Below are 19,305 nucleotides of genomic sequence, written 5' to 3' on the forward strand. Positions count from 1 at the left end.
GGACCGACCGCTCTACCGCTCCACCACACACGGCCCACGACGACGTGGGACGACGCGACCTGAGTCCGGTACCCGCGAGGGACTGGAACGAGAGGTGCACCGGGATGCCCGACCGTCCCCGCGCGCTGCCTGCGCGCCCTGTTGTCCTTCCTGCGGGCCTGCCCGCGGCGACCGAGGCCCCCGCCCGTCTGCGGGTCGGGATCGTCGGCGCCGGCCGAGTCGGTGCCGTGCTCGGCGCGGCGCTCGCCGCCGCCGGCCACGAGGTGGTCGCCGCCTCCGGGGTGTCCGCCGCCTCCGCCGAACGCGCGGCCCGGCTGCTGCCCGGCGTCCCGCTGCTGCCCGCCGACGAGGTCCTCGCCGCCAGTGACCTGGTGGTCCTCGCCGTGCCCGACGACACCCTCGCCGGCCTGGTCGCCGGCCTCGCCGAGACCGGCGCCTGGCGGCGCGGCCAGCTGCTCTTCCACACCTCCGGCGCGCACGGCCTGGCCGTCCTGCTGCCGGCCGAGCGCAGCGGTCTCCTGACGCTGGCGCTGCACCCGGCGATGACCTTCTCCGGCGCGCCCGAGGACGCCGCCCGGCTGGTGGCCGCGCCGTTCGGGGTCACCAGCCGTCCCGAGCACCGCCCGGTCGCGGAGACCCTGGTGCTGGAGATGGGCGGCGAGCCCTTCTGGATCGACGAGGCCGACCGCGGGCTCTACCACGCGGCGCTGGTCACCGGCGCGAACCACCTGGTCACGCTGGTCGCCGAGGCCGCCGACCTGCTCCGGGCCGCCGGTGTCCAGGAGCCGGCCCGGGTGCTCACGCCGTTGCTGACCGCTGCGCTGGACAACGGGCTGCGCCGCGGCGACCGCGGGCTCACCGGCCCGGTCAGCCGCGGCGACGTCGGCACCGTGGCCGCGCACCTGGACACGCTGAGCGAGCGCGCGCCCGCCGCGGTCGACGCCTACGTGGCCCTGGCCCGGCGCACCACCGAGCGCGCGCTGGCCGCCGGCCGGCTCAAGCGGCACGAGGGCGCTCCGCTGCTGGAGCTGCTCGACTCCGCCGAGGAGGCGGCGCGATGAGCCTGTCCGTCCGGTCGCCGGTGGTCGCGGAGACGACCGCGGAGCTGCGCCGGCTGCGGGCCGACCTGCCCGCACCGGTCGTGCTGGTGCCCACCATGGGCGCGCTGCACGAGGGGCACCGCGCGCTGGTCCGCGCCGCCCGGGAGCTCGGCGGCAGCGTCGTCGTCTCGGTGTTCGTCAACCCGACCCAGTTCGGCCCCGGCGAGGACTTCGACCGCTACCCGCGGACCTGGGACGCCGACCTGGCCGCGCTGGCCGAGGAGGGCGCCGACCTGGTGTTCCACCCGCCGGTCGACGAGGTGTACCCACCCGGCGCGCGGGGGGTCACCGTGCACCCCGGGCCGCTGGGGGAGGTGCTGGAGGGCGCCGTCCGCCCCGGGCACTTCGCCGGCGTGCTGACCGTGGTCGCGAAGCTCTTCGGCCTGGTCCGCCCGGACGTCGCCGTCTTCGGCGAGAAGGACTACCAGCAGCTGACGCTGATCCGGGCGATGGCCCGCGAGCTGGCGCTGGGGGTGCAGGTGGTCGGCGTGCCGACGGTCCGGGAGGACGACGGCATGGCGTTGTCCTCCCGCAACCGGTTCCTCTCGCCGGAACAGCGCAGGGCCGCTGCCGCGTTGTCCTCAGCACTGCGTGCCGGTGCCCAGGCGGGGCCGCAGGGCACCGACGCCGTCCTGACCGCGGCCCGCGCGGTCCTCGCCGACGCCCCCGACCTGCTCCAGGACTACCTGGAACTGACCGATCCAGATCTCGGACCGGCACCCGCCGCCGGACCCGCCCGGCTGCTGGTCGCCGCCCGCGCCGGCAGCACCCGACTTATCGACAACGCCGCTGTGGAACTGGGGAACCGCTGATGATGCGCACCATGCTCAAGAGCAAGATCCACCGGGCCACGGTGACCCAGGCCGACCTGCACTACGTCGGGTCGGTCACCGTCGACGAGGACCTGATGGACGCCGCCGACCTGCTGGCCGGTGAGCAGGTGGCGATCGTCGACGTCACCAACGGCGCCCGGCTGGAGACCTACGTCATCCCCGGCGAGCGCGGCACCGGCGTGCTGGGCATCAACGGTGCCGCGGCGCACCTGGTGCACCCCGGCGACCTGGTGATCCTGATCAGCTACGGCCTGATGGACGAGTCCGAGGCCAAGTCCTACCTGCCCTCGGTCGTGCACGTCGACGCCGACAACCGCGTCGTCGAGCTGGGCGCCGACCCCTCCGCCCCGGTGCCGGGAGCGCCGGACCAGCAGCGCAGCGACCTCGGCGTCCCGGTCCGGTGAGCCTCTCCGCAGAAATGGCCATTTCTGCGGACCTGGGCCCGGGACTGCCGCTGCGGCTGCGGGCCCCAGCCCCGGGCTGGGAGCTGACCGCTGACGTCTGCGTGGTGGGCTCCGGGGTCGCCGGGCTCTGCGTGGCCCTGCACGCCCGTGCGGCGGGGCTGTCGGTCGCGGTCGTGACCAAGGTCGAGGTGGACGACGGCTCGACGCGCTGGGCGCAGGGCGGGATCGCCGCGGTCCTGGACCCGGCCGACACCCCGGCCGCCCACGCCCGGGACACCGAGGTGGCCGGGGTCGGGCTCTGCGACGCCGACGCCGTCCAGGCGCTGGTCACCGAGGGGCCCGAGCGGCTGCACCAGCTGATCAGCTGGGGGGCTGCGTTCGACCGGGGCCCGACCGGGCGGCTGCTGCTGACCCGGGAGGGCGGCCACTCCACCGACCGGATCGTGCACGCCGGCGGGGACGCCACCGGGGCGGAGGTCCAGCGGGCGCTGCGCGACGCCGTGGCCGCCGACCCCGGGGTGACGCTGGTCGAGCACGCGATGGTGCTGGACCTGCTGCGGGACGCCGACGGCCGCGCCGCCGGGGTGACCCTGCACGTGCTCGGCGAGGGCAGCGCCGACGGGGTGGGTGCGGTGCGGGCACGCGCCGTGGTGCTCGCCACCGGCGGGATGGGCCAGGTGTACGCCGCCACCACCAACCCGGCCGTCTCCACCGGCGACGGCGTCGCCCTGGGGCTGCGGGCCGGGGCGGTCGCGACCGACCTGGAGTTCGTCCAGTTCCACCCCACCGCCCTCTACCTGGGCCCGGACGCCCGCGGGCAGCAGCCGCTGGTCTCCGAGGCGCTGCGGGGGGAGGGTGCGGTGCTGCGCGACGACGCGGGCGAGCGGTTCATGCCCGCTGTCCACCCGCTCGCCGAGCTGGCCCCGCGGGACGTGGTGGCCAAGGCGATCACCCGGGTGCAGCTGCGCGACGGCGTCGATCACGTCTGGCTCGACGCCCGCGGGCTCCCCGGGCTCGCCGAGCGGTTCCCGACCATCGTGGCCCGCTGCCGGGAGGCCGGCATCGACCCGGTGACCGAGCTGGTGCCGGTCACGCCGGCCGCGCACTACGCCTCCGGCGGGCTGGCCACCGACCTGACCGGGCGCACCACCGTGCCCGGCCTCTACGCCTGCGGCGAGGTCGCCTGCACGGGCGTGCACGGGGCCAACCGGCTGGCGTCGAACTCCCTCCTGGAGGGGCTGGTCTTCGCCGGGCGGATCGGCGAGGCGCTGGCCCGGGACCTGCCGGTGCCCGCCGCGTCGGCACCGGAGGACGCCCGCCCCGCCGGGCTGGTCGACGTGGCCGCCCGCGCGCCGCTGACCACGACGATGTCGGCCCGGGTCGGTGCGCTGCGCAGCGGTCCGGGGCTGGCCGAGGCCGCCGAGCAGCTCACGACGCTGGGGGAGTGGACCACCGCCGTCCCCGGGGTGCCCGGCTGGGAGACCACCGACCTGCTGACCGTCGCCACCGCGATCACCGCCGCGGCCGCCGCGCGCGAGGAGACCCGCGGCTGCCACTGGCGGGAGGACCACCCCGAGGCCGTCGAGGAGTGGCGGGCACACCTGGACGTGCAGCTCGCCGACGACGGGAGGGTCCGGCTGACCCGCCGCCCGGTGGGCACGTCCGTGGCGGTGGACTGGTGAGCGAGCATGGCGCTGTGACCACCCCGGCTGCCCGCGCCCTGCCCGCCGACCCCACCGATCTGACCGGCACCGGCCTGAGCGCGGCCTGGGTCGCCGAGCTCGTCGAGCGCACGCTGACCGAGGACCTGACCGGCGGCGCCCCGCTGCCCAGCGCCCCCGACGTCGCCGTCGGCTACGACGTGACCAGCGCCGCGACCGTCCCCGGCGCCCAGTTCGGGACGGCGGACCTCGTGGCCCGGGCCGATGGCGTGGTCGCCGGGCTGCCGCTGGCGGCCCGGGTGTTCACCCGGCTGGCCCCCGGCGCCACGCTGACCGCGGGTGCGGCCGACGGCGACCGGGTGCGCCGCGGCGACGTCCTGCTCACCGTCCGCGGCCCGGTGCGGGCGCTGCTGGCCGCCGAGCGCAGCGCGCTGAACATCGCCAGCCGGGCCAGCGGCATCGCCACCGCCACCCGGGCCTGGGTCGACGCCGTCGCCGGTACCGGCGCGGTCGTGCTGGACACCCGCAAGACCACCCCCGGGCTGCGCCCGCTGGAGAAGTACGCGGTGCGCTGCGGCGGCGGGTCGAACAAGCGGATGGGCCTCTACGACGTGGCGATGATCAAGGACAACCACGTCGCCGCGGCCGGGTCGGTGGCCGCCGCGGTGGCGCTGGTCCGGGAGCGCGCTCCTCGGGTCGTCGTGCAGGTCGAGTGCGACACGCTCGACCAGGTCGGCGAGGCGCTGGACGCGGGTGCGGACTTCCTGCTGCTGGACAACATGACCCCCGACCAGCTCCGGCAGGCCGTCGCCCTGGTCGGTGACCTGGACGTCGACCTGGAGGCCACCGGCGGGCTCACCCTCGACATCGCCCGGGAGGTGGCCGACACGGGCATCGACTTCCTCTCCGTCGGTGCGCTCACCCACTCCTCGCCGATCCTCGACCTCGCCCTCGACCTCCGAGCCCCCGAGCTCCGGGCGGGCTGACGTGCTGCTCACCGTGGACGTCGGCAACAGCCAGACGGTGCTGGCGACCTTCGACGGCGCCCGGCGGCTGGACTGCTGGCGGGTGACGACCCAGCCCCGGGCCACCGCCGACGAGCTGCACATGCTGTGGCGCGGGCTGCTGCGGGACACCGCGGTCACCGGGGTCGCCGTCTGCTCCACCGTGCCGGCGCTGCTCCCGGCGCTGCGGCAGCTGCTGGACCGGCTGGCCGTCCCGGTCACCCTGATCGGGCCGGGGGTGCGCACCGGGGTGCCGCTGCACGTGGACAACCCGCGGGAGGTGGGCGCCGACCGGGTGGTCACCGCGCTGGCCGCCCACGAGCTGTACGGCCGGCGCCCCGACGGCACCGGCCGGCCGGTGGTGGTGGTGGACTTCGGCACCTCCACCACCGTCGACGCGGTCGGCCCGGACGGGCAGTTCCTCGGCGGTGCGCTCGCCCCCGGCGTCGAGGTGAGCCTGGACGCGCTGGCCGCCCGCGCCGCGCAGCTGCGCTCGGTGGAGCTCACCGTCCCCACCCAGGCGATCGGCAAGAACACCGTCGCCGCCCTGCAGTCCGGGATGGTCCTCGGCTTCGCCGGTCTGGTCGACGGTCTGGTCGCCCGGATCGCCGCCGAACTGGTCGCGCAGTTCGGGGCCGCACCGGTGGTGGTGGCCACCGGTGGACTGCACCCGCTGCTCGTCGACAGCTGCCGGTCGATCGGGGAGCGTGAGCCCGATCTCACCGTGCACGGCCTGCGGCTGGCGTTCGAGCGGCACCAGTCCTCCGGCGGGTCCGGCGGTGGCGGGACGTCGTCCGGGCGCCCGTAGGCTCTGCCCGTGAGTGAGGAAACCCCCGGCCCACCCGAGGACGAACTGCCCGAGCAGCTGCGGGTGCGGCGGGCCAAGCTGGACCGGCTGCGCGAGGCCGGCGTCGACCCCTACCCGGTCACCGTGGCCCGCACGACCACGCTGGCCGAGGTGCGTGCGACGCACCCCGATCTGGAGCCGGACACGATGACCGGGGAGCAGGTCGGCGTCACCGGGCGGGTCATCTTCTCCCGCAACACCGGGAAGCTGTGCTTCGCGACGCTGCGCGAGGGCGACACCGAGCTGCAGGTCATGCTCTCCCGCGACCGGGTCGGCGAGGAGCCGCTCGCCGCGTGGAAGTCCGACGTCGACCTCGGTGACCACGTCCTGGTCACCGGTGAGGTCGGGACGTCGCGGCGCGGGGAGCTCTCGGTCTTCGCCGACTCCTGGCAGCTGGCCGCCAAGGCGCTGCGGCCGCTGCCGGTGGCGCACAAGCCGATGAGCGAGGAGCTGCGGGTCCGCCGCCGCTACGTGGACCTGATCGTCCGCGACGAGGCGCGTCGCACGGTGCACCAGAGGTCCACCGTGATGAGCACGCTGCGCTCCGGTCTGACGGCCCGTCGGTTCCTCGAGGTCGAGACGCCGATGCTGCAGACGGTGCACGGCGGCGCCGCTGCCCGGCCGTTCCGCACGCACATGAACGCCTTCGACCTGGACCTCTACCTGCGCATCGCCCCCGAGTTGTTCCTGAAGCGCTGCATCGTCGGCGGACTGGACCGGGTCTTCGAGATCAACAGGAACTTCCGCAACGAGGGTGCCGACTCCTCGCACTCCCCGGAGTTCGCGATGCTCGAGGCCTACGCCGCGTACTGGGATTACCAGGAAATGGCCCGGATGACGCAGGAACTGGTCCAGGAGTGCAGCACGGCGCTGTTCGGTGACCACATCGCCCGGCACCACGACGGCACGGAACTCGACCTCTCCGGCGACTGGCCGCAACTGTCGCTCTACACCGCGGTCTCCGACGCCGTCGGTGCGGAGATCACCCCGGAGACGACGGTTCAGCAGTTGCGCACGATCGCCGAACGGCACGACGTCGGCGTCGACCCGGCCTGGCTGCCCGGAAAGGTGGTCGAAGAGCTCTTCGAGGCACTGGTGCAGGACGGGCTGCAGTCTCCGACGTTCGTCATCGACTACCCGGTGGACACCTCACCGCTGACCCGCGCCCACCGCTCGGAACCGGGCAAGGCCGAGAAGTGGGACCTCTACATCGGCGGGATCGAGCAGGGCACCGCTTACTCCGAGCTGGTGGACCCGGTCGTCCAGCGGGAACGGTTCACCGCGCAGGCGCTGCTGGCCGCCGCCGGGGACCCGGAGGCAATGGCGTTGGACGAGGACTTCCTGGAGGCCCTGGAGTACGGGATGCCGCCGACGGGCGGTCTCGGGTTCGGCATGGACAGGCTCATGATGACGCTCACCGGATTGGGGATCAGGGAGACGATCCTGTTCCCTTTGGTGCGCCCTCTCCATCAATGACTCACCTGTCCGGGGGCATTCGTCGTGAAATTGCCCCGAAATTGGCGTGAATGCCGCAGTTCGTGGTGCAATGGGCTCGTCGATCACGGGGGAGCACTGACGACAGTCCACGGCCCCGCAGCAACAGGAGTGAACAGACAATGGCACGTAAGGTCCAGGTGATCCTGAGCGACGACCTCGACGACAGCATCTCCGCTGACGAGACGGTCACGTTCTCCCTCGACGGGACGACGTACGAGATCGACCTGTCGGACAAGAACGCTGCAGAGATGCGCGACGTGTTCGGCAAGTACGTGACGGCGGCCCGCAAGGTGAGCAGCCGTGGCACCCGGGCGTCAGGCGCCGGTCGGTCGCGGGCCACCGGTGGCGGCGGCCGGATGGACCGCGAGCAGGCCGGCGCGATCCGCGACTGGGCCCGCAGCAACGGCCACCAGGTCAGCGACCGCGGCCGCATCCCGGCCAGCGTGGTCGAGGCCTTCGAGGCAGCGCACTGACGTAGGACCCTCTCCTGCACTGCAGGAGGGCCACCACGACGGCCCGGCACCTCATCGAGGTGCCGGGCCGTCGTGCGTCCGCTCATGGCGTAACCGTGGGGGAACACCGTTCCCGGGAGGACAGTTGTCTCCATCGAGCCCCCCGGACGGTTCGACGGCCTGTTCTCGACGCCGACCGGGTGGTGCGAACTACAGTGGAGCGACCGGTGCCCCAGCGCGCCGACGTACGTCGGGTGTCCACCGTCCCCTGCCAGGGACACGAGCACAGCAGGTCCAGCCGGTCAGAGGGAGATACAGCAGATGTTCGAACGGTTCACCGACCGAGCCCGTCGGGTGGTCGTCCTGGCCCAAGAAGAGGCCCGGATGCTCAACCACAACTACATCGGCACCGAGCACATCCTCCTGGGCCTGATCCACGAGGGTGAAGGCGTCGCTGCCAAGGCGCTGGAGTCCCTCGGCATCTCGCTGGAGGGCGTCCGTCAGCAGGTCGAGGAGATCATCGGGCAGGGCCAGCAGGCGCCGTCCGGTCACATCCCCTTCACCCCGCGGGCGAAGAAGGTGCTGGAGCTGTCGCTGCGCGAGGCGCTGCAGCTCGGCCACAACTACATCGGCACCGAGCACATCCTGCTGGGTCTGATCCGTGAGGGCGAGGGCGTCGCCGCCCAGGTCCTGGTGAAGCTCGGCGCGGACCTCAACCGCGTGCGCCAGCAGGTCATCCAGCTGCTCAGCGGCTACCAGGGCAAGGAGCCGGCTGCCGCCGGCGGGCCCGCCGAGGGCACCCCGTCGACCTCGCTGGTCCTGGACCAGTTCGGCCGTAACCTGACCCAGGCCGCCCGCGACGGCAAGCTCGACCCGGTCATCGGCCGGGCCAAGGAGATCGAGCGGGTCATGCAGGTGCTGTCCCGCCGCACCAAGAACAACCCGGTCCTGATCGGTGAGCCCGGCGTCGGCAAGACGGCGGCCGTCGAGGGCCTGGCCCAGGCGATCGTCAAGGGCGAGGTGCCCGAGACGCTGAAGGACAAGCAGCTCTACACCCTCGACCTCGGTGCCCTGGTGGCCGGTTCCCGCTACCGCGGTGACTTCGAGGAGCGGCTGAAGAAGGTCCTGAAGGAGATCCGCACCCGCGGGGACATCATCCTGTTCATCGACGAGATCCACACCCTCGTCGGGGCCGGTGCCGCCGAGGGCGCGATCGACGCCGCCAGCATCCTCAAGCCGATGCTGGCCCGTGGTGAGCTGCAGACCATCGGTGCCACCACGCTGGACGAGTACCGCAAGCACTTGGAGAAGGACGCCGCTCTCGAGCGCCGCTTCCAGCCCATCCAGGTCAGCGAGCCGACTCTCGCGCACACCATCGAGATCCTCAAGGGCCTGCGGGACCGCTACGAGGCCCACCACCGGATCAGCATCACCGACGGCGCGCTCGTGGCTGCCGCGACGCTGGCCGACCGGTACATCTCCGACCGCTTCCTCCCGGACAAGGCGATCGACCTGATCGACGAGGCCGGCGCCCGGATGCGGATCAAGCGGATGACCGCCCCGCCGGACCTGCGCGAGTTCGACGACCGGATCGCGGCCATCCGCCGCGAGAAGGAGTCGGCCATCGACGGGCAGGACTTCGAGAAGGCCGCGTCTCTCCGGGACAAGGAGAAGCAGCTGCTGGGCGAGAAGTCCGAGCGCGAGAAGCAGTGGAAGGCCGGTGACATGGACGTCGTCGCCGAGGTCGACGACGAGCAGATCGCCGAGGTCCTCGCCAACTGGACGGGCATCCCGGTCTTCAAGCTGACCGAGGAGGAGACCACCCGGCTGCTCCGCATGGAGGACGAGCTCCACAAGCGGATCATCGGCCAGGAAGAGGCCATCAAGAGCGTCAGCCAGGCGATCCGGCGCACGCGGGCGGGCCTCAAGGACCCCCGTCGTCCCGGTGGCTCGTTCATCTTTGCCGGCCCCTCGGGTGTCGGTAAGACCGAGCTGGCCAAGGCCCTGGCGCAGTTCCTCTTCGGTGAGGACGACGCCCTCATCCAGATCGACATGGGCGAGTTCCACGACAAGTTCACCGTGTCGCGGCTCGTCGGTGCCCCTCCCGGCTACGTCGGTTACGACGAGGGCGGCCAGCTGACCGAGAAGGTGCGGCGCAAGCCGTTCTCGGTGGTCCTCTTCGACGAGATCGAGAAGGCGCATGCCGATGTCTTCAACACGCTGCTGCAGGTGCTGGAGGACGGCCGGCTCACCGACGGTCAGGGCCGGATCGTGGACTTCAAGAATACGATCCTGATCCTGACCACGAACCTCGGGACGCGGGACATCTCCAAGGCCGTCGGCCTCGGCTTCCAGGCCGGGAACGACAGCACCAGCAACTACGAGCGGATGAAGCTCAAGGTCAACGAGGAGCTCAAGCAGCACTTCCGGCCGGAGTTCCTCAACCGCATCGACGACATCGTGGTGTTCCACCAGCTGACCGAGGACGAGATCGTCCACATCGTGGACCTCATGCTCGCCCGGCTGGAGACGCAGCTGTCGAACAAGGACATGTCGCTGGAGGTCACCCCGGCGGCGAAGAAGCTGCTCGCCGCGCGTGGCTTCGACCCGGTGCTGGGTGCCCGGCCGCTGCGCCGCACGATCCAGCGCGAGATCGAGGACACGCTGTCGGAGAAGATCCTCTACGGCGAGATCGCCTCCGGGCAGATCATCGTGGTGGACGTCGAGGAGGACGCGGACCCGACGGCTTCGCGGTTCACCTTCCGCGGTGAGGCCAAGCCGATCGACCTGCCCGACACCCCGCCGGTGGCGCTCTCGGGCGCCGACGGCGAGGGCGAGGGCCCGGCGGCCACGCCGGCCGAGTGATCGACGACCTCGTCCTCTGACGAGACACGAGGGCCGCCTTCCGCATCTGCGGAGGGCGGCCCTTCGTCGTCTCGGCTGCCCGGCCGGCCGGCGTCCACCGCCGGTCAGGGCCGTGTGGTGACCCACCCGGTGTGCCGCCGCCCCCCGGGGCGCCCACGGGTGAGCTGGGACGGCGGGGGACGCCTCAGCCGGGGAGGCAGAAGCGGCCGTCCGGGGCCTGCTCGACCAGCCCGTCCACGAGCAGGGAGTCCAGGCACCGCGAGCGCTGGACGGCGTCGTCCCACACCGGCGTCAGCGTCTCGGCCGCCACCGGCTCCGGGGCGGCCCGCAGCACGTCGAGCAGCCGGCCGCGTACCTGACGGTCGGTGCCGGCGAACTTCTGCACCCGACGGGCCGGGCCGTCGTGCGCCGGTGACCCGGCGAGCCGCCAGGCACACCGGTCCCGCACCGGGCAGGCGCTGCAGCGGGGGGTGCCGGCGACGCAGACGAGGGCACCCAGCTCCATGATCGCCACCGAGAACCGCACGGCGCGGGCGTCGTCGACCGGCGCCAGCGCGGCGATGTCGGTCAGGTCCGACGCCCGGGCCGGCGCCGCCTCGGCGCGGCCGTGCACCAGCCGGGCGACGACCCGCCGCACGTTGGTGTCGACGACGGGCTGCCGGCTGCCGTGGCCGAAGCAGGCGACCGCCCGGGCGGTGTAGGTGCCGATGCCCGGCAGGGCCTCCAGCTCGGTGACGTCGGCGGGCACCGCGCCGCCGTGGCGTTCGGTGATCGCGACGGCGGCCTCCCGCAGCCGCAGCGCCCGCCGCGGGTAGCCGAGCTTGCCCCAGGCCCGGATCACCTCGGCCGGGCTGGCGGCCGCCAGGTCCGCCGCGGCAGGCCAGCGCGCCAGCCACTCGCGCCAGACCGGCTCCACCCGGCGCACCGGTGTCTGCTGGAGCATCACCTCGCTGACCAGCACCGCCCACGGGTCGGTGCCGGGAGTGCGCCACGGGAGGTCCCGGGCGGCGCCGGCGTACCAGTCGACGAGGACGTCACCGACGGCGTCTCCGGCGGGTGCGGGGTCCTGGCGCGCGGCGTCGGTCGAGGTGGTGCTCACGGGGATCCAGTCTGCCTCGGCCCACGCGCGCCCCGTCGCAGGAGTGTCACGGAAACCGGTTCGACACTCTCGGTCACCACCCGCCGGGGCGGTGGCAGCCTGCGACCACTCCGGGGCGATGGGCCTCGTCAGGTCAGGGCGTGGCGCGCGGTCGGCGTCCAGTCGGCCGGTTAGCGTCGCCGACGTGCTGCACCCGGTCGGCCCGTTGCCCGCTGTCGTCTACTGGCGACGGCGCCTGCTGGTCCTCGGCTGCGCGGTGGGCGTCCTCGGTGGCGGCGGGTGGCTCGGGGTCGCGGCGGCCACCGGGTCGCCGGACGAGGACGTCGTCCGCACCACCGCCGGACAGGAGCCTGCGCCCGCGCCGGCGCTGGACCAGATCGTGCCGTCGCTGGCGGCGATCCAGCTCCCGACCGCCCCGACCGCCCCGCCCGCGGCCGACCCCGCCGAGGAGCCGGAGGCCGACCAGCCGCAGGTCGACGAGCCGCCGACCGAACCGGCCGCCGTGGACGGCGGGCCCTGTAGCAACGACATGATCGGCGTGGAGGTGCGGCCGACCCCGGCCAGCAGCCCGGTCGGCAGCAAGCCGACGTTCGACCTGGTGGTCACGAACGTCTCGCCGGTCTCCTGTGTGCGGTCGCTGGACAAGGGGCTGCAGGAGATCGTGATGGTCGACGCGGCCGGCACCCGGGTCTGGGGGAGCAACGACTGCTTCCCGGAGGAGACGACGGACCCGCGGACGCTGCAGCCGGGGGAGTCCGTGGTGTTCCCGGTGGTGTGGGGTGGGCTGAGCAGCACCCCGGGGTGCACCGCGGAGCGCGTGCCACCGCCACCGGGGGACTACGGGCTGCGCGGTCGGTTGGACACGGCGACCAGCCCCGACGCCACCTTCACCCTGACCTGAGCAAGGACCCCGTCCTCCTCATTCCTCGCAAGCTCGGAACGAGCCTCGGGACGGAGCCTGAGCCCGTGCGGCCGCGCTGGAGGGGCCCGATGCGAGCGTGCGAGCGTTGGCAGAAGGCCCCCGTCCTCCTCATCCCTCGCGAGCTCGGGACGAGCCTCGGGACGGGGCCGATCAGCTGTAGCGGTCCAGGATGGACGTCTCGGCGAGCCGGGACAGCCCCTCGCGGATGCCGCGCGCCCGGGCCTCGCCGACCCCCTCGACGGCCAGGAGGTCCTCGATGGTCGCCGCGAGCAGCTTCTGCAGCCCACCGAAGTGCGCGACCAGCCGGTCGATGATGCCTGCCGGCAGCCGGGGGACCCGGGCCAGCAGCCGGTAGCCGCGCGGGCTGACCGGGGAGTCCAGGGCGTCCGGGGAGGTCGGCAGGCCGTAGCAGCGGGAGACGGCCGAGAGGTCGAGCAGCTCGGTGGCCGACAGCGCGCGCAGGTCGGCGAGCACCTCCTCGCCAGAGCGGTTCCGGCGGCTGTTGGGGAGGTAGTCGCGGACCAGCAGGCCGCGGTCCTCCTCGACCCCGGCGAGCATCTCGTCCAGCTGCAGGGCGAGCAGCCGGCCGTCGGTGCCCAGCTCGACGACGAAGCCCTCGATCTCGTCGGCGATCCGGCGGACCATCTCCAGCCGCTGGCTCACGCTCATCGCGTCACGGACCGTGACGAGGTCCTCGATCTCCAACGCGGAGAGCGTGCTGGCGACCTCGTCGAGCCGGAGCTTGTAGCGCTCCAGGGCCGCCAGGGCCTGGTTGGCCCGCGCGAGGATGGTCGTGGGGTGTTCGAGGGTGTACCGGCGGCCGGCCACGTACACCGAGATGATGTGCATCGACTGGCTCACGGAGATGACCGGGAACCCGGTCTGCAGTGCGACGCGCTCGGCGGTGCGGTGCCGGGTGCCGGACTCCTCGGTGGGGATCGTCGGGTCGGGCATCAGGTGCACCCCGGCCCGGACGATCCGGGTGCCGTCGTAGGAGACGATCACCGCGCCGTCCATCTTGGCCAGCTCCCGCAGCCGGGTCGCCGACAGCGCGACGTCCAGGGCGAACCCGCCGGTGCAGAGGGACTCCACGACGCGGTCGTAGCCCAGGACGATCAGTGCTCCGGTGCGGCCGGCCAGGATCCGCTCCAGACCGTCCCGAAGGGCGGTTCCGGGGGCGATCCGGCCGAGCAGTTCCCGCAACGCGGCCTCGGGGTCCACAGCGGGGGACACGGGAACTCCTGACGGTCGGGCGATACAGCGGCCGATTCTACGGGTCGGAGGGAGGGGAGCGGTCACCACGGGTCCCCCGTCAGGGCGTTCGCCCTGGTGGCGGTCGCACTGTGTCACCACAGCCGGGTCACCACAGCCGGGCGAAGGCGCCTCCCAGGTCGGGCACCTCGATCAGCCGGATCCCCTTCGGTGCGGGGCCGGAGTCCTCGGGCACGAGCGCGGCGGTGTACCCCTGGCGGGCAGCCTCGGCCAGCCGCCGCCCGGTGCCCCCCACCCGTCGGATCTCCCCGGACAGCCCGACCTCGCCGATCGCGACCAGGCCGGCGGGCAGCGGCCGGTCCTTCGAGGCCGAGGCGATCGCCAGGGCCAGCGCCAGGTCGGCGGCGGGCTCGGCGATCCGGACGCCGCCGACGGAGGCGGCGAAGACGTCGGCGTCGGCAAGCCGGACCCCACCGCGGCGCTCGACCACGGCGTTGATCATGGCGACCCGCTGGGAGTCCAGCCCGCTGACCGCGCGGCGCGGCGAGCCGCCCCCGCCGGCGGTCGCCACGAGGGCCTGCACCTCGGCGAGCAGCGGCCGGCTGCCCTCCATCGTCACCGTCACGCAGCTGCCCGGCACCGGCGCGGACCGGCGGGAGACGAACAGGTGCGAGGGATCGGGGACGCCGACGACGCCGCCGTCGCCGATCTCGAAGCAGCCGATCTCGTCGGCCGGGCCGAAGCGGTTCTTGGTGGCCCGGACCAGGCGCAGTGTCGAGTGGCGCTCGCCGTCGAAGGAGATCACCACGTCGACCAGGTGCTCCAGCGCCCGCGGCCCGGCGATCGCGCCGTCCTTGGTGACGTGGCCGACCAGGATGGTGGTCATGTTCCGGTTCCTGGCCACCGCGCTGAGGGCGCTGGCCACGGCGCGCACCTGGGTGGCCCCGCCGTCGGTGCCGTCGACGGCGGGTGACCGGACGGTCTGCACGCTGTCGAGCACGAGCAGGGTGGGGGACACGTCCTCCACGTGGGCGAGCACCGCGGACAGCTCGGTCTCGGCGGCGAGGTAGAGCTGGTCGTGCAGGGCGCCGATCCGCTCGGCCCGCAGCCGGACCTGTGCCGCGGACTCCTCGCCGGAGACGACCAGCGTCGGGCCGTTGGCCGCGGCCACCCGGTGGGCGACCTCCAGGAGCAGGGTGGACTTGCCGACGCCGGGCTCGCCGGCCACGAGCAGCACGGCGCCCGGCACCAGGCCGCCGCCGAGGACCCGGTCGAACTCGGTGATCCCGGTGGGTACGGCCCGGGCGCCGGCGAGCTGCACCTGGCCGATCGGGAGCGCCTTGGCGCTGACCGGGCCGGCGGAGACGGCGCGCAACGGCGAGCCGATGGCGCCAACCTCCTGCACGCTGCCCCAGGCCTGGCACTCCGGGCAGCGCCCGACCCACTTCGCGGAGGTGTAGCCGCACTCGGTGCAACGGTGGGCGGGGCGGGTGGACTTCACACCGGATGCTGGCACGCCGTCATGGTGACGGCGGGGTACGACAGTCCGGGTCGAGGTGTGGCTCAGCCCTCGCCGTCGGCCGACTCGTCCTCGCCCGCCTCGTCCCCGGGGAGCTGCTCTTCGCCGCCCTCTTCGCCGCCCTCTCCGCCGTGGCCGCCCTCTTCGCCGTGGAAGTCGAAGCCCTCACCGCGGGGCAGGTCACGGGTGGGCACGCCGACGGGCACCGGGATGGTGACCTCCCCGGCCTCCTCGAACGTGAAGGTGACGTCGATGGACTCCCCGGCGCCGATCGTCTCGGCGAGGTCCACCAGCGCGACCGTGGGGCCGTTGCCGCTGCTCAGGTAGAGGACGCCGTTGGGCGGGATCGTGAGGTCCAGGTCCTCCGACGCGCTGCCGTCGGCCGCCAGCTCGGCGGCGTCGGGGTCGACGACCTCGACGCTGTCGAACGCATCGCCCTCGATCGACACGAGGGTGTCCCCCTCGAGGCCCGTGCTGGAGACGGCGCCGACCAGCCGGGCGTCGCTCCCGCTGGCGTACTGCCCGCCCGTCGGGTACGGCAGGGTCAGGGCCCGCAGCTGCAGGTCCTCCAGGTCGGCCTGGTTGCCCACGTTCGGCTCCTGGGTCGAGGTCTGCGTGACCTGCCCGGCGCTGCAGGCGGTGAGCGCGATCGGGGTGAGCAGCAGGACACCCATCACGGCAGCGCGCGGTGCGCGGTTCACAGCGTCGACCTCCAGAGACGTGCCGGCCACCGAGGACGCCGGTGGCACGAGTCGCAGTGAGCCTAACGGTCGGCCGATGATGTGCGCTGGGAGGTGAGGGCCGTGGCGGCACGTGCTGGGGACGACCTGCCGGGGGCCGGCGACCCCGCGCTCGCCGACTTCCCAGCTCAGGACCCCGGCAGTCGCCGCTGGTGCTTCGCCGACCAGCTCGGGCCGCACTTCCTCGACGCGCCGGACCAGCCCGTGCTGCTGGTCGAGTCGCGCAGCGTCTTCCGCCGCCGCCGGTTCCACCGGCAGAAGGCGCACCTGCTGCTGTCCGCCCTCCGGCACCGTGCGGCCGAGCTCGGCGGGCAGGCCGTCTTCCTGCAGACCGACACCTACACCGAGGCGCTGGACCAGGTCCAGGGGCGCCTGTCGGTGTGCGCGCCGACCACCTGGCCGGCGCGCGACCTCGTGTTGCGCCGTCCCGAGGTGACCGTGCTCGAGGCCCGCGGCTTCGTGACCCGGCAGGCGGACTTCCGACGCTGGGCGGCGGGCCGTTCGCGGCAGCGCCTGCTGATGGACGACTTCTACCGCGTGGCCCGGCGGGTGCACGACGTCCTGATGGACGGCGCGGAGCCGGTCGGTGGCACCTGGAACCTCGACCACGAGAACCGCGAGCCGGCGCCGGCTGACGGGCGGGTGGGCGTCCCGCCCCCGTGGCTGCCCGTCGAGGACGAGATCGACGAGCAGGTGCGCGCCGACCTGGACCGTTGGGCGGCCGACGGCGACGTGGCGTTCGTCGGGGACGACGGCCCGCGGCTGTTCCCGGTCACGCACGCCGAGACCGAGGAGCGGCTCGCGGACTTCCTCACCCACCGGCTGCGCGCCTTCGGTCCGCACGAGGACGCGATGCTGGCCGGGGACCCGTGGCTGGCGCACTCGATGCTGTCGGCGTCGCTGAACCTCGGGCTGGTCGACCCCTCGGACGTCGTCGCCCGGGCCGACCGGGCGTACCGGGACTCGGTGGCGGCCGGTGACCCGTTGCCGCTGAACTCGGTCGAGGGGTTCGTCCGGCAGGTGATGGGCTGGCGGGACTGGATCTGGCACCTGTACTGGCAGCTGGGGCGGGACTACCGGCACGGCAACGCGCTGGCCGCGCACGAGGAGGTGCCGCCCTGGCTGGCTGAGCTGGAGGCCGAGGCGGTGGGGGCCAACTGCCTGTCCTCCGTGCTCGCCGACGTGCGGGGCCGCGGCTGGGTGCACCACATCCCGCGGCTGATGGTGCTGGGCAACTACGCGCTCCAGCGCGGGATCGAGCCACTGGCGATGACCGACTGGTTCCACCGGGTCTTCGTCGACGGCTACGACTGGGTGATGGTCGCCAACGTCGTCGGGATGAGCCAGCACGCCGACGGCGGTGTGCTGGCGACCAAGCCCTACGCCGCGGGTGGCGCCTACATCCACCGGATGAGCGACTACTGCGGTGGCTGCCGGTACGACCCGAAGAAGCGGCTGGGCCCCACGGCGTGCCCGTTCACCGCCGGCTACTGGGCCTTCCTGGAGCGCAACCGGGAGCGGCTGGCCGACAACCGGCGGATGCGCCAGCCACTGGCCGGGCTGGGGCGGCTCACGGACCTCGAGGCCGTCGTCGAGCAGGAACGCGACCGGGGCACCGACCCCCGCTGACGGCGGCCCTCCGGCCGCGGCCGGCCAGGGGCGGGAGGGGGCGTCCTCAGGTGATCGCCGCACCGCCGGCCAGCAGCAGGGCGACGTCCAGCACGGTCAGCAGCAGCACCGCCGGGAAGGCGAGCCGGCGGCCGCGCCGACTGCCGGCGAGCGCGGCGACGACCACGGTCGGGGCGGCGAACGCGCAGGCCAGCAGGCCGAGCAGGCCGGGTGGGCCGGGTGGCCCGAGCACGAGCAGCAGGGTGGCGGCACCGAGCAGGACGGCGCCGGTGACCGCGGAGGGCACCGCGCCGACCCGATGGGGCAGCCCGCGGACCCCCGTGGCGAGGTCGTCTTCGACGTCGGGCGCGACGTTGGCGACGTGCGCCGCACCGCCGAGCGCGGCCCCGGCCGCGATCAGCCACCACGGTGCACCGGGGCTGCCCGGCGCCGCGGCGACCACGCCGGCGGGGAGTGCGCCGAAGCCGGTCAGGTAGGGGAGCGGGGACAGCGCGGTGCGCTTGAGGCCGGCGTCGTAGGCCAGCCCGCTGGCGACCAGCACGAGCAGCAGCAGACCCGGCACGAGGCCGAGGGCCAGGGACGTGCCGACCGCGACGACGACGGCGACGGCCGTCGCCCGGCCGAGCAGCGTCGGGCTGACCACCCCCTGGACGACGGGCTTGTCGGTCCGGCCGACCGCCCGGTCGCGGTCGGCGTCCAGCCAGTCGTTGCACCACCCGATCGATGCCTGCCCGGCCAGCACCGCGACCCCGACCAGCGCGGTCCGCCCGGCCGGGACGCCGGCGGTGACGGCGAGCAGGACGGCGACGGTGGTGACCGCCAGGGTCGGCTCCAGGTGGGTCGCGCGGGCCATCGCCGCGGCGGTCGCGAAGGGGCCGGAGCGGTGTCCGACGCCGTCGGACTGCACACCGACCACCCCCCTGTCAACCCCATGTCGGGCTCGATCACGCCGCTGACCTGCACTTTTGTCGGACTCTGCCGAGCCGAGGGGCATTCTTCCGTGCTAACCTGGGGTGAGCGAAAGGGGTCACATACACATGGGCTTCACTGTTGGCGAGACCGTTGTCTACCCGCACCACGGCGCGGCGCTCATCGAGGCGATCGAGCAGCGCACCATCAAGGGCGTCGAGAAGTCGTACCTCGTGCTCAAGGTCGCCCAGGGCGACCTGACCGTCCGCGTGCCGGCCGACAACGCCGAGATCGTGGGCGTCCGCGACGTCGTCGGCCAGGACGGCCTGAACAAGGTCTTCGAGGTGCTGCGCGCGCCGCACACCGAGGAGCCGACCAACTGGTCGCGGCGCTACAAGGCCAACCTCGAGAAGCTGGCCTCGGGCGACGTGAACAAGGTCGCCGAGGTCGTGCGCGACCTCTGGCGTCGTGACAAGGACCGTGGCCTGTCCGCCGGCGAGAAGCGCATGCTCTCGAAGGCACGGCAGATCCTGGTCAGCGAGCTCGCGCTCGCCGAGGGCACCAACGAGGACAAGGCCGAGGTCCTCCTCGACGAGGTCCTGGCTTCCTGAC

The 19,305-nt window shown here is 73.6% G+C and carries 17 protein-coding genes; 12 read left to right on the forward strand and 5 right to left on the reverse strand.

The window, feature by feature from the left end; translation table 11 throughout:
• Positions 1–104: 104 nt before the first annotated feature.
• The 9 genes from O2W16_RS15875 to O2W16_RS15915 all read left to right on the forward strand — a co-directional run bounded on the left by O2W16_RS15875 (position 105) and on the right by O2W16_RS15915 (position 10,663).
• Positions 105–1,061 carry a Rossmann-like and DUF2520 domain-containing protein gene (locus O2W16_RS15875; protein WP_269159780.1) on the forward strand — a complete coding sequence of 319 codons (957 nt, stop codon included), beginning with the start codon at positions 105–107 and terminating at the stop codon, positions 1,059–1,061.
• Positions 1,058–1,912 carry a pantoate--beta-alanine ligase gene (panC, locus tag O2W16_RS15880; RefSeq protein WP_269159781.1) on the forward strand — a complete coding sequence of 285 codons (855 nt, stop codon included), beginning with the start codon at positions 1,058–1,060 and terminating at the stop codon, positions 1,910–1,912. Before O2W16_RS15875 ends, panC begins: the two co-directional genes overlap by 4 nt.
• Before the next feature lie 11 nt (positions 1,913–1,923).
• Positions 1,924–2,337: an aspartate 1-decarboxylase gene (gene panD, locus O2W16_RS15885; protein ID WP_269159782.1), complete on the forward strand. Its 414-nt coding sequence runs from the start codon at positions 1,924–1,926 to the stop codon at positions 2,335–2,337.
• A 14-nt stretch (positions 2,338–2,351) separates the two neighbouring features.
• Positions 2,352–4,019 carry an L-aspartate oxidase gene (locus tag O2W16_RS15890; RefSeq protein WP_269159783.1) on the forward strand — a complete coding sequence of 556 codons (1,668 nt, stop codon included), beginning with the start codon at positions 2,352–2,354 and terminating at the stop codon, positions 4,017–4,019.
• A 14-nt stretch (positions 4,020–4,033) separates the two neighbouring features.
• Positions 4,034–4,984 (forward strand): carboxylating nicotinate-nucleotide diphosphorylase, encoded by a 951-nt coding sequence (nadC, locus tag O2W16_RS15895; RefSeq protein WP_269159784.1) that lies wholly within the window; start codon positions 4,034–4,036, stop codon positions 4,982–4,984.
• A 1-nt stretch (position 4,985) separates the two neighbouring features.
• The gene (locus O2W16_RS15900) at positions 4,986–5,810 is read left to right on the forward strand and encodes a type III pantothenate kinase (RefSeq protein ID WP_269159785.1); all 825 of its coding nucleotides are present in this window, start codon (positions 4,986–4,988) and stop codon (positions 5,808–5,810) included.
• A 9-nt stretch (positions 5,811–5,819) separates the two neighbouring features.
• Positions 5,820–7,325: a lysine--tRNA ligase gene (gene lysS, locus O2W16_RS15905; protein ID WP_269159786.1), complete on the forward strand. Its 1,506-nt coding sequence runs from the start codon at positions 5,820–5,822 to the stop codon at positions 7,323–7,325.
• Between the two features lie 140 nt (positions 7,326–7,465).
• Positions 7,466–7,819, forward strand: a complete 354-nt coding sequence (locus tag O2W16_RS15910; RefSeq protein WP_269159787.1) for a histone-like nucleoid-structuring protein Lsr2 — start codon at positions 7,466–7,468, stop codon at positions 7,817–7,819.
• A gap of 300 nt (positions 7,820–8,119) precedes the next feature.
• Positions 8,120–10,663, forward strand: a complete 2,544-nt coding sequence (locus tag O2W16_RS15915; RefSeq protein WP_269159788.1) for an ATP-dependent Clp protease ATP-binding subunit — start codon at positions 8,120–8,122, stop codon at positions 10,661–10,663.
• Between the two features lie 184 nt (positions 10,664–10,847).
• Here the strand turns inward: O2W16_RS15915 and O2W16_RS15920 are convergent, their stop codons facing one another.
• Positions 10,848–11,762, reverse strand: a complete 915-nt coding sequence (locus tag O2W16_RS15920; protein ID WP_269159789.1) for an A/G-specific adenine glycosylase — start codon at positions 11,760–11,762, stop codon at positions 10,848–10,850.
• A 184-nt stretch (positions 11,763–11,946) separates the two neighbouring features.
• Here O2W16_RS15920 and O2W16_RS15925 point away from each other — a divergent pair, with 184 nt between their 5' ends.
• A complete protein-coding gene (locus O2W16_RS15925; RefSeq protein WP_269159790.1) occupies positions 11,947–12,663 on the forward strand; it encodes a MucR family transcriptional regulator in 717 nt (238 codons plus the stop codon).
• A 171-nt stretch (positions 12,664–12,834) separates the two neighbouring features.
• Here the strand turns inward: O2W16_RS15925 and disA are convergent, their stop codons facing one another.
• The 3 genes from disA to O2W16_RS15940 form a co-directional block, all read right to left on the reverse strand.
• The gene (disA, locus tag O2W16_RS15930; RefSeq protein WP_269159791.1) at positions 12,835–13,917 is read right to left on the reverse strand and encodes a DNA integrity scanning diadenylate cyclase DisA; all 1,083 of its coding nucleotides are present in this window, start codon (positions 13,915–13,917) and stop codon (positions 12,835–12,837) included.
• A gap of 127 nt (positions 13,918–14,044) precedes the next feature.
• Positions 14,045–15,412, reverse strand: a complete 1,368-nt coding sequence (gene radA / locus O2W16_RS15935) for a DNA repair protein RadA (protein WP_269159792.1) — start codon at positions 15,410–15,412, stop codon at positions 14,045–14,047.
• Positions 15,413–15,459: 47 nt separating this feature from the next.
• Positions 15,460–16,116, reverse strand: coding sequence for a copper chaperone PCu(A)C (locus O2W16_RS15940; RefSeq protein ID WP_269159793.1), 657 nt, complete (start codon positions 16,114–16,116; stop codon positions 15,460–15,462).
• A gap of 102 nt (positions 16,117–16,218) precedes the next feature.
• Here O2W16_RS15940 and O2W16_RS15945 point away from each other — a divergent pair, with 102 nt between their 5' ends.
• Positions 16,219–17,784 (forward strand): cryptochrome/photolyase family protein, encoded by a 1,566-nt coding sequence (locus O2W16_RS15945; protein ID WP_269159794.1) that lies wholly within the window; start codon positions 16,219–16,221, stop codon positions 17,782–17,784.
• A gap of 46 nt (positions 17,785–17,830) precedes the next feature.
• Here O2W16_RS15945 and O2W16_RS15950 read toward each other — a convergent pair whose 3' ends face one another.
• Positions 17,831–18,691 carry a UbiA family prenyltransferase gene (locus O2W16_RS15950; protein WP_269159795.1) on the reverse strand — a complete coding sequence of 287 codons (861 nt, stop codon included), beginning with the start codon at positions 18,689–18,691 and terminating at the stop codon, positions 17,831–17,833.
• A gap of 130 nt (positions 18,692–18,821) precedes the next feature.
• Between O2W16_RS15950 and O2W16_RS15955 the strand changes: the two genes are divergently transcribed.
• Entirely contained in the window at positions 18,822–19,304 is a 483-nt protein-coding gene (locus tag O2W16_RS15955) for a CarD family transcriptional regulator (RefSeq protein ID WP_166753741.1), read from the forward strand.
• Position 19,305: the final 1 nt, after the last annotated feature.

It is taken from the genome of Modestobacter sp. VKM Ac-2984 (assembly GCF_026967985.1).
GTDB lineage: Bacteria > Actinomycetota > Actinomycetes > Mycobacteriales > Geodermatophilaceae > Modestobacter.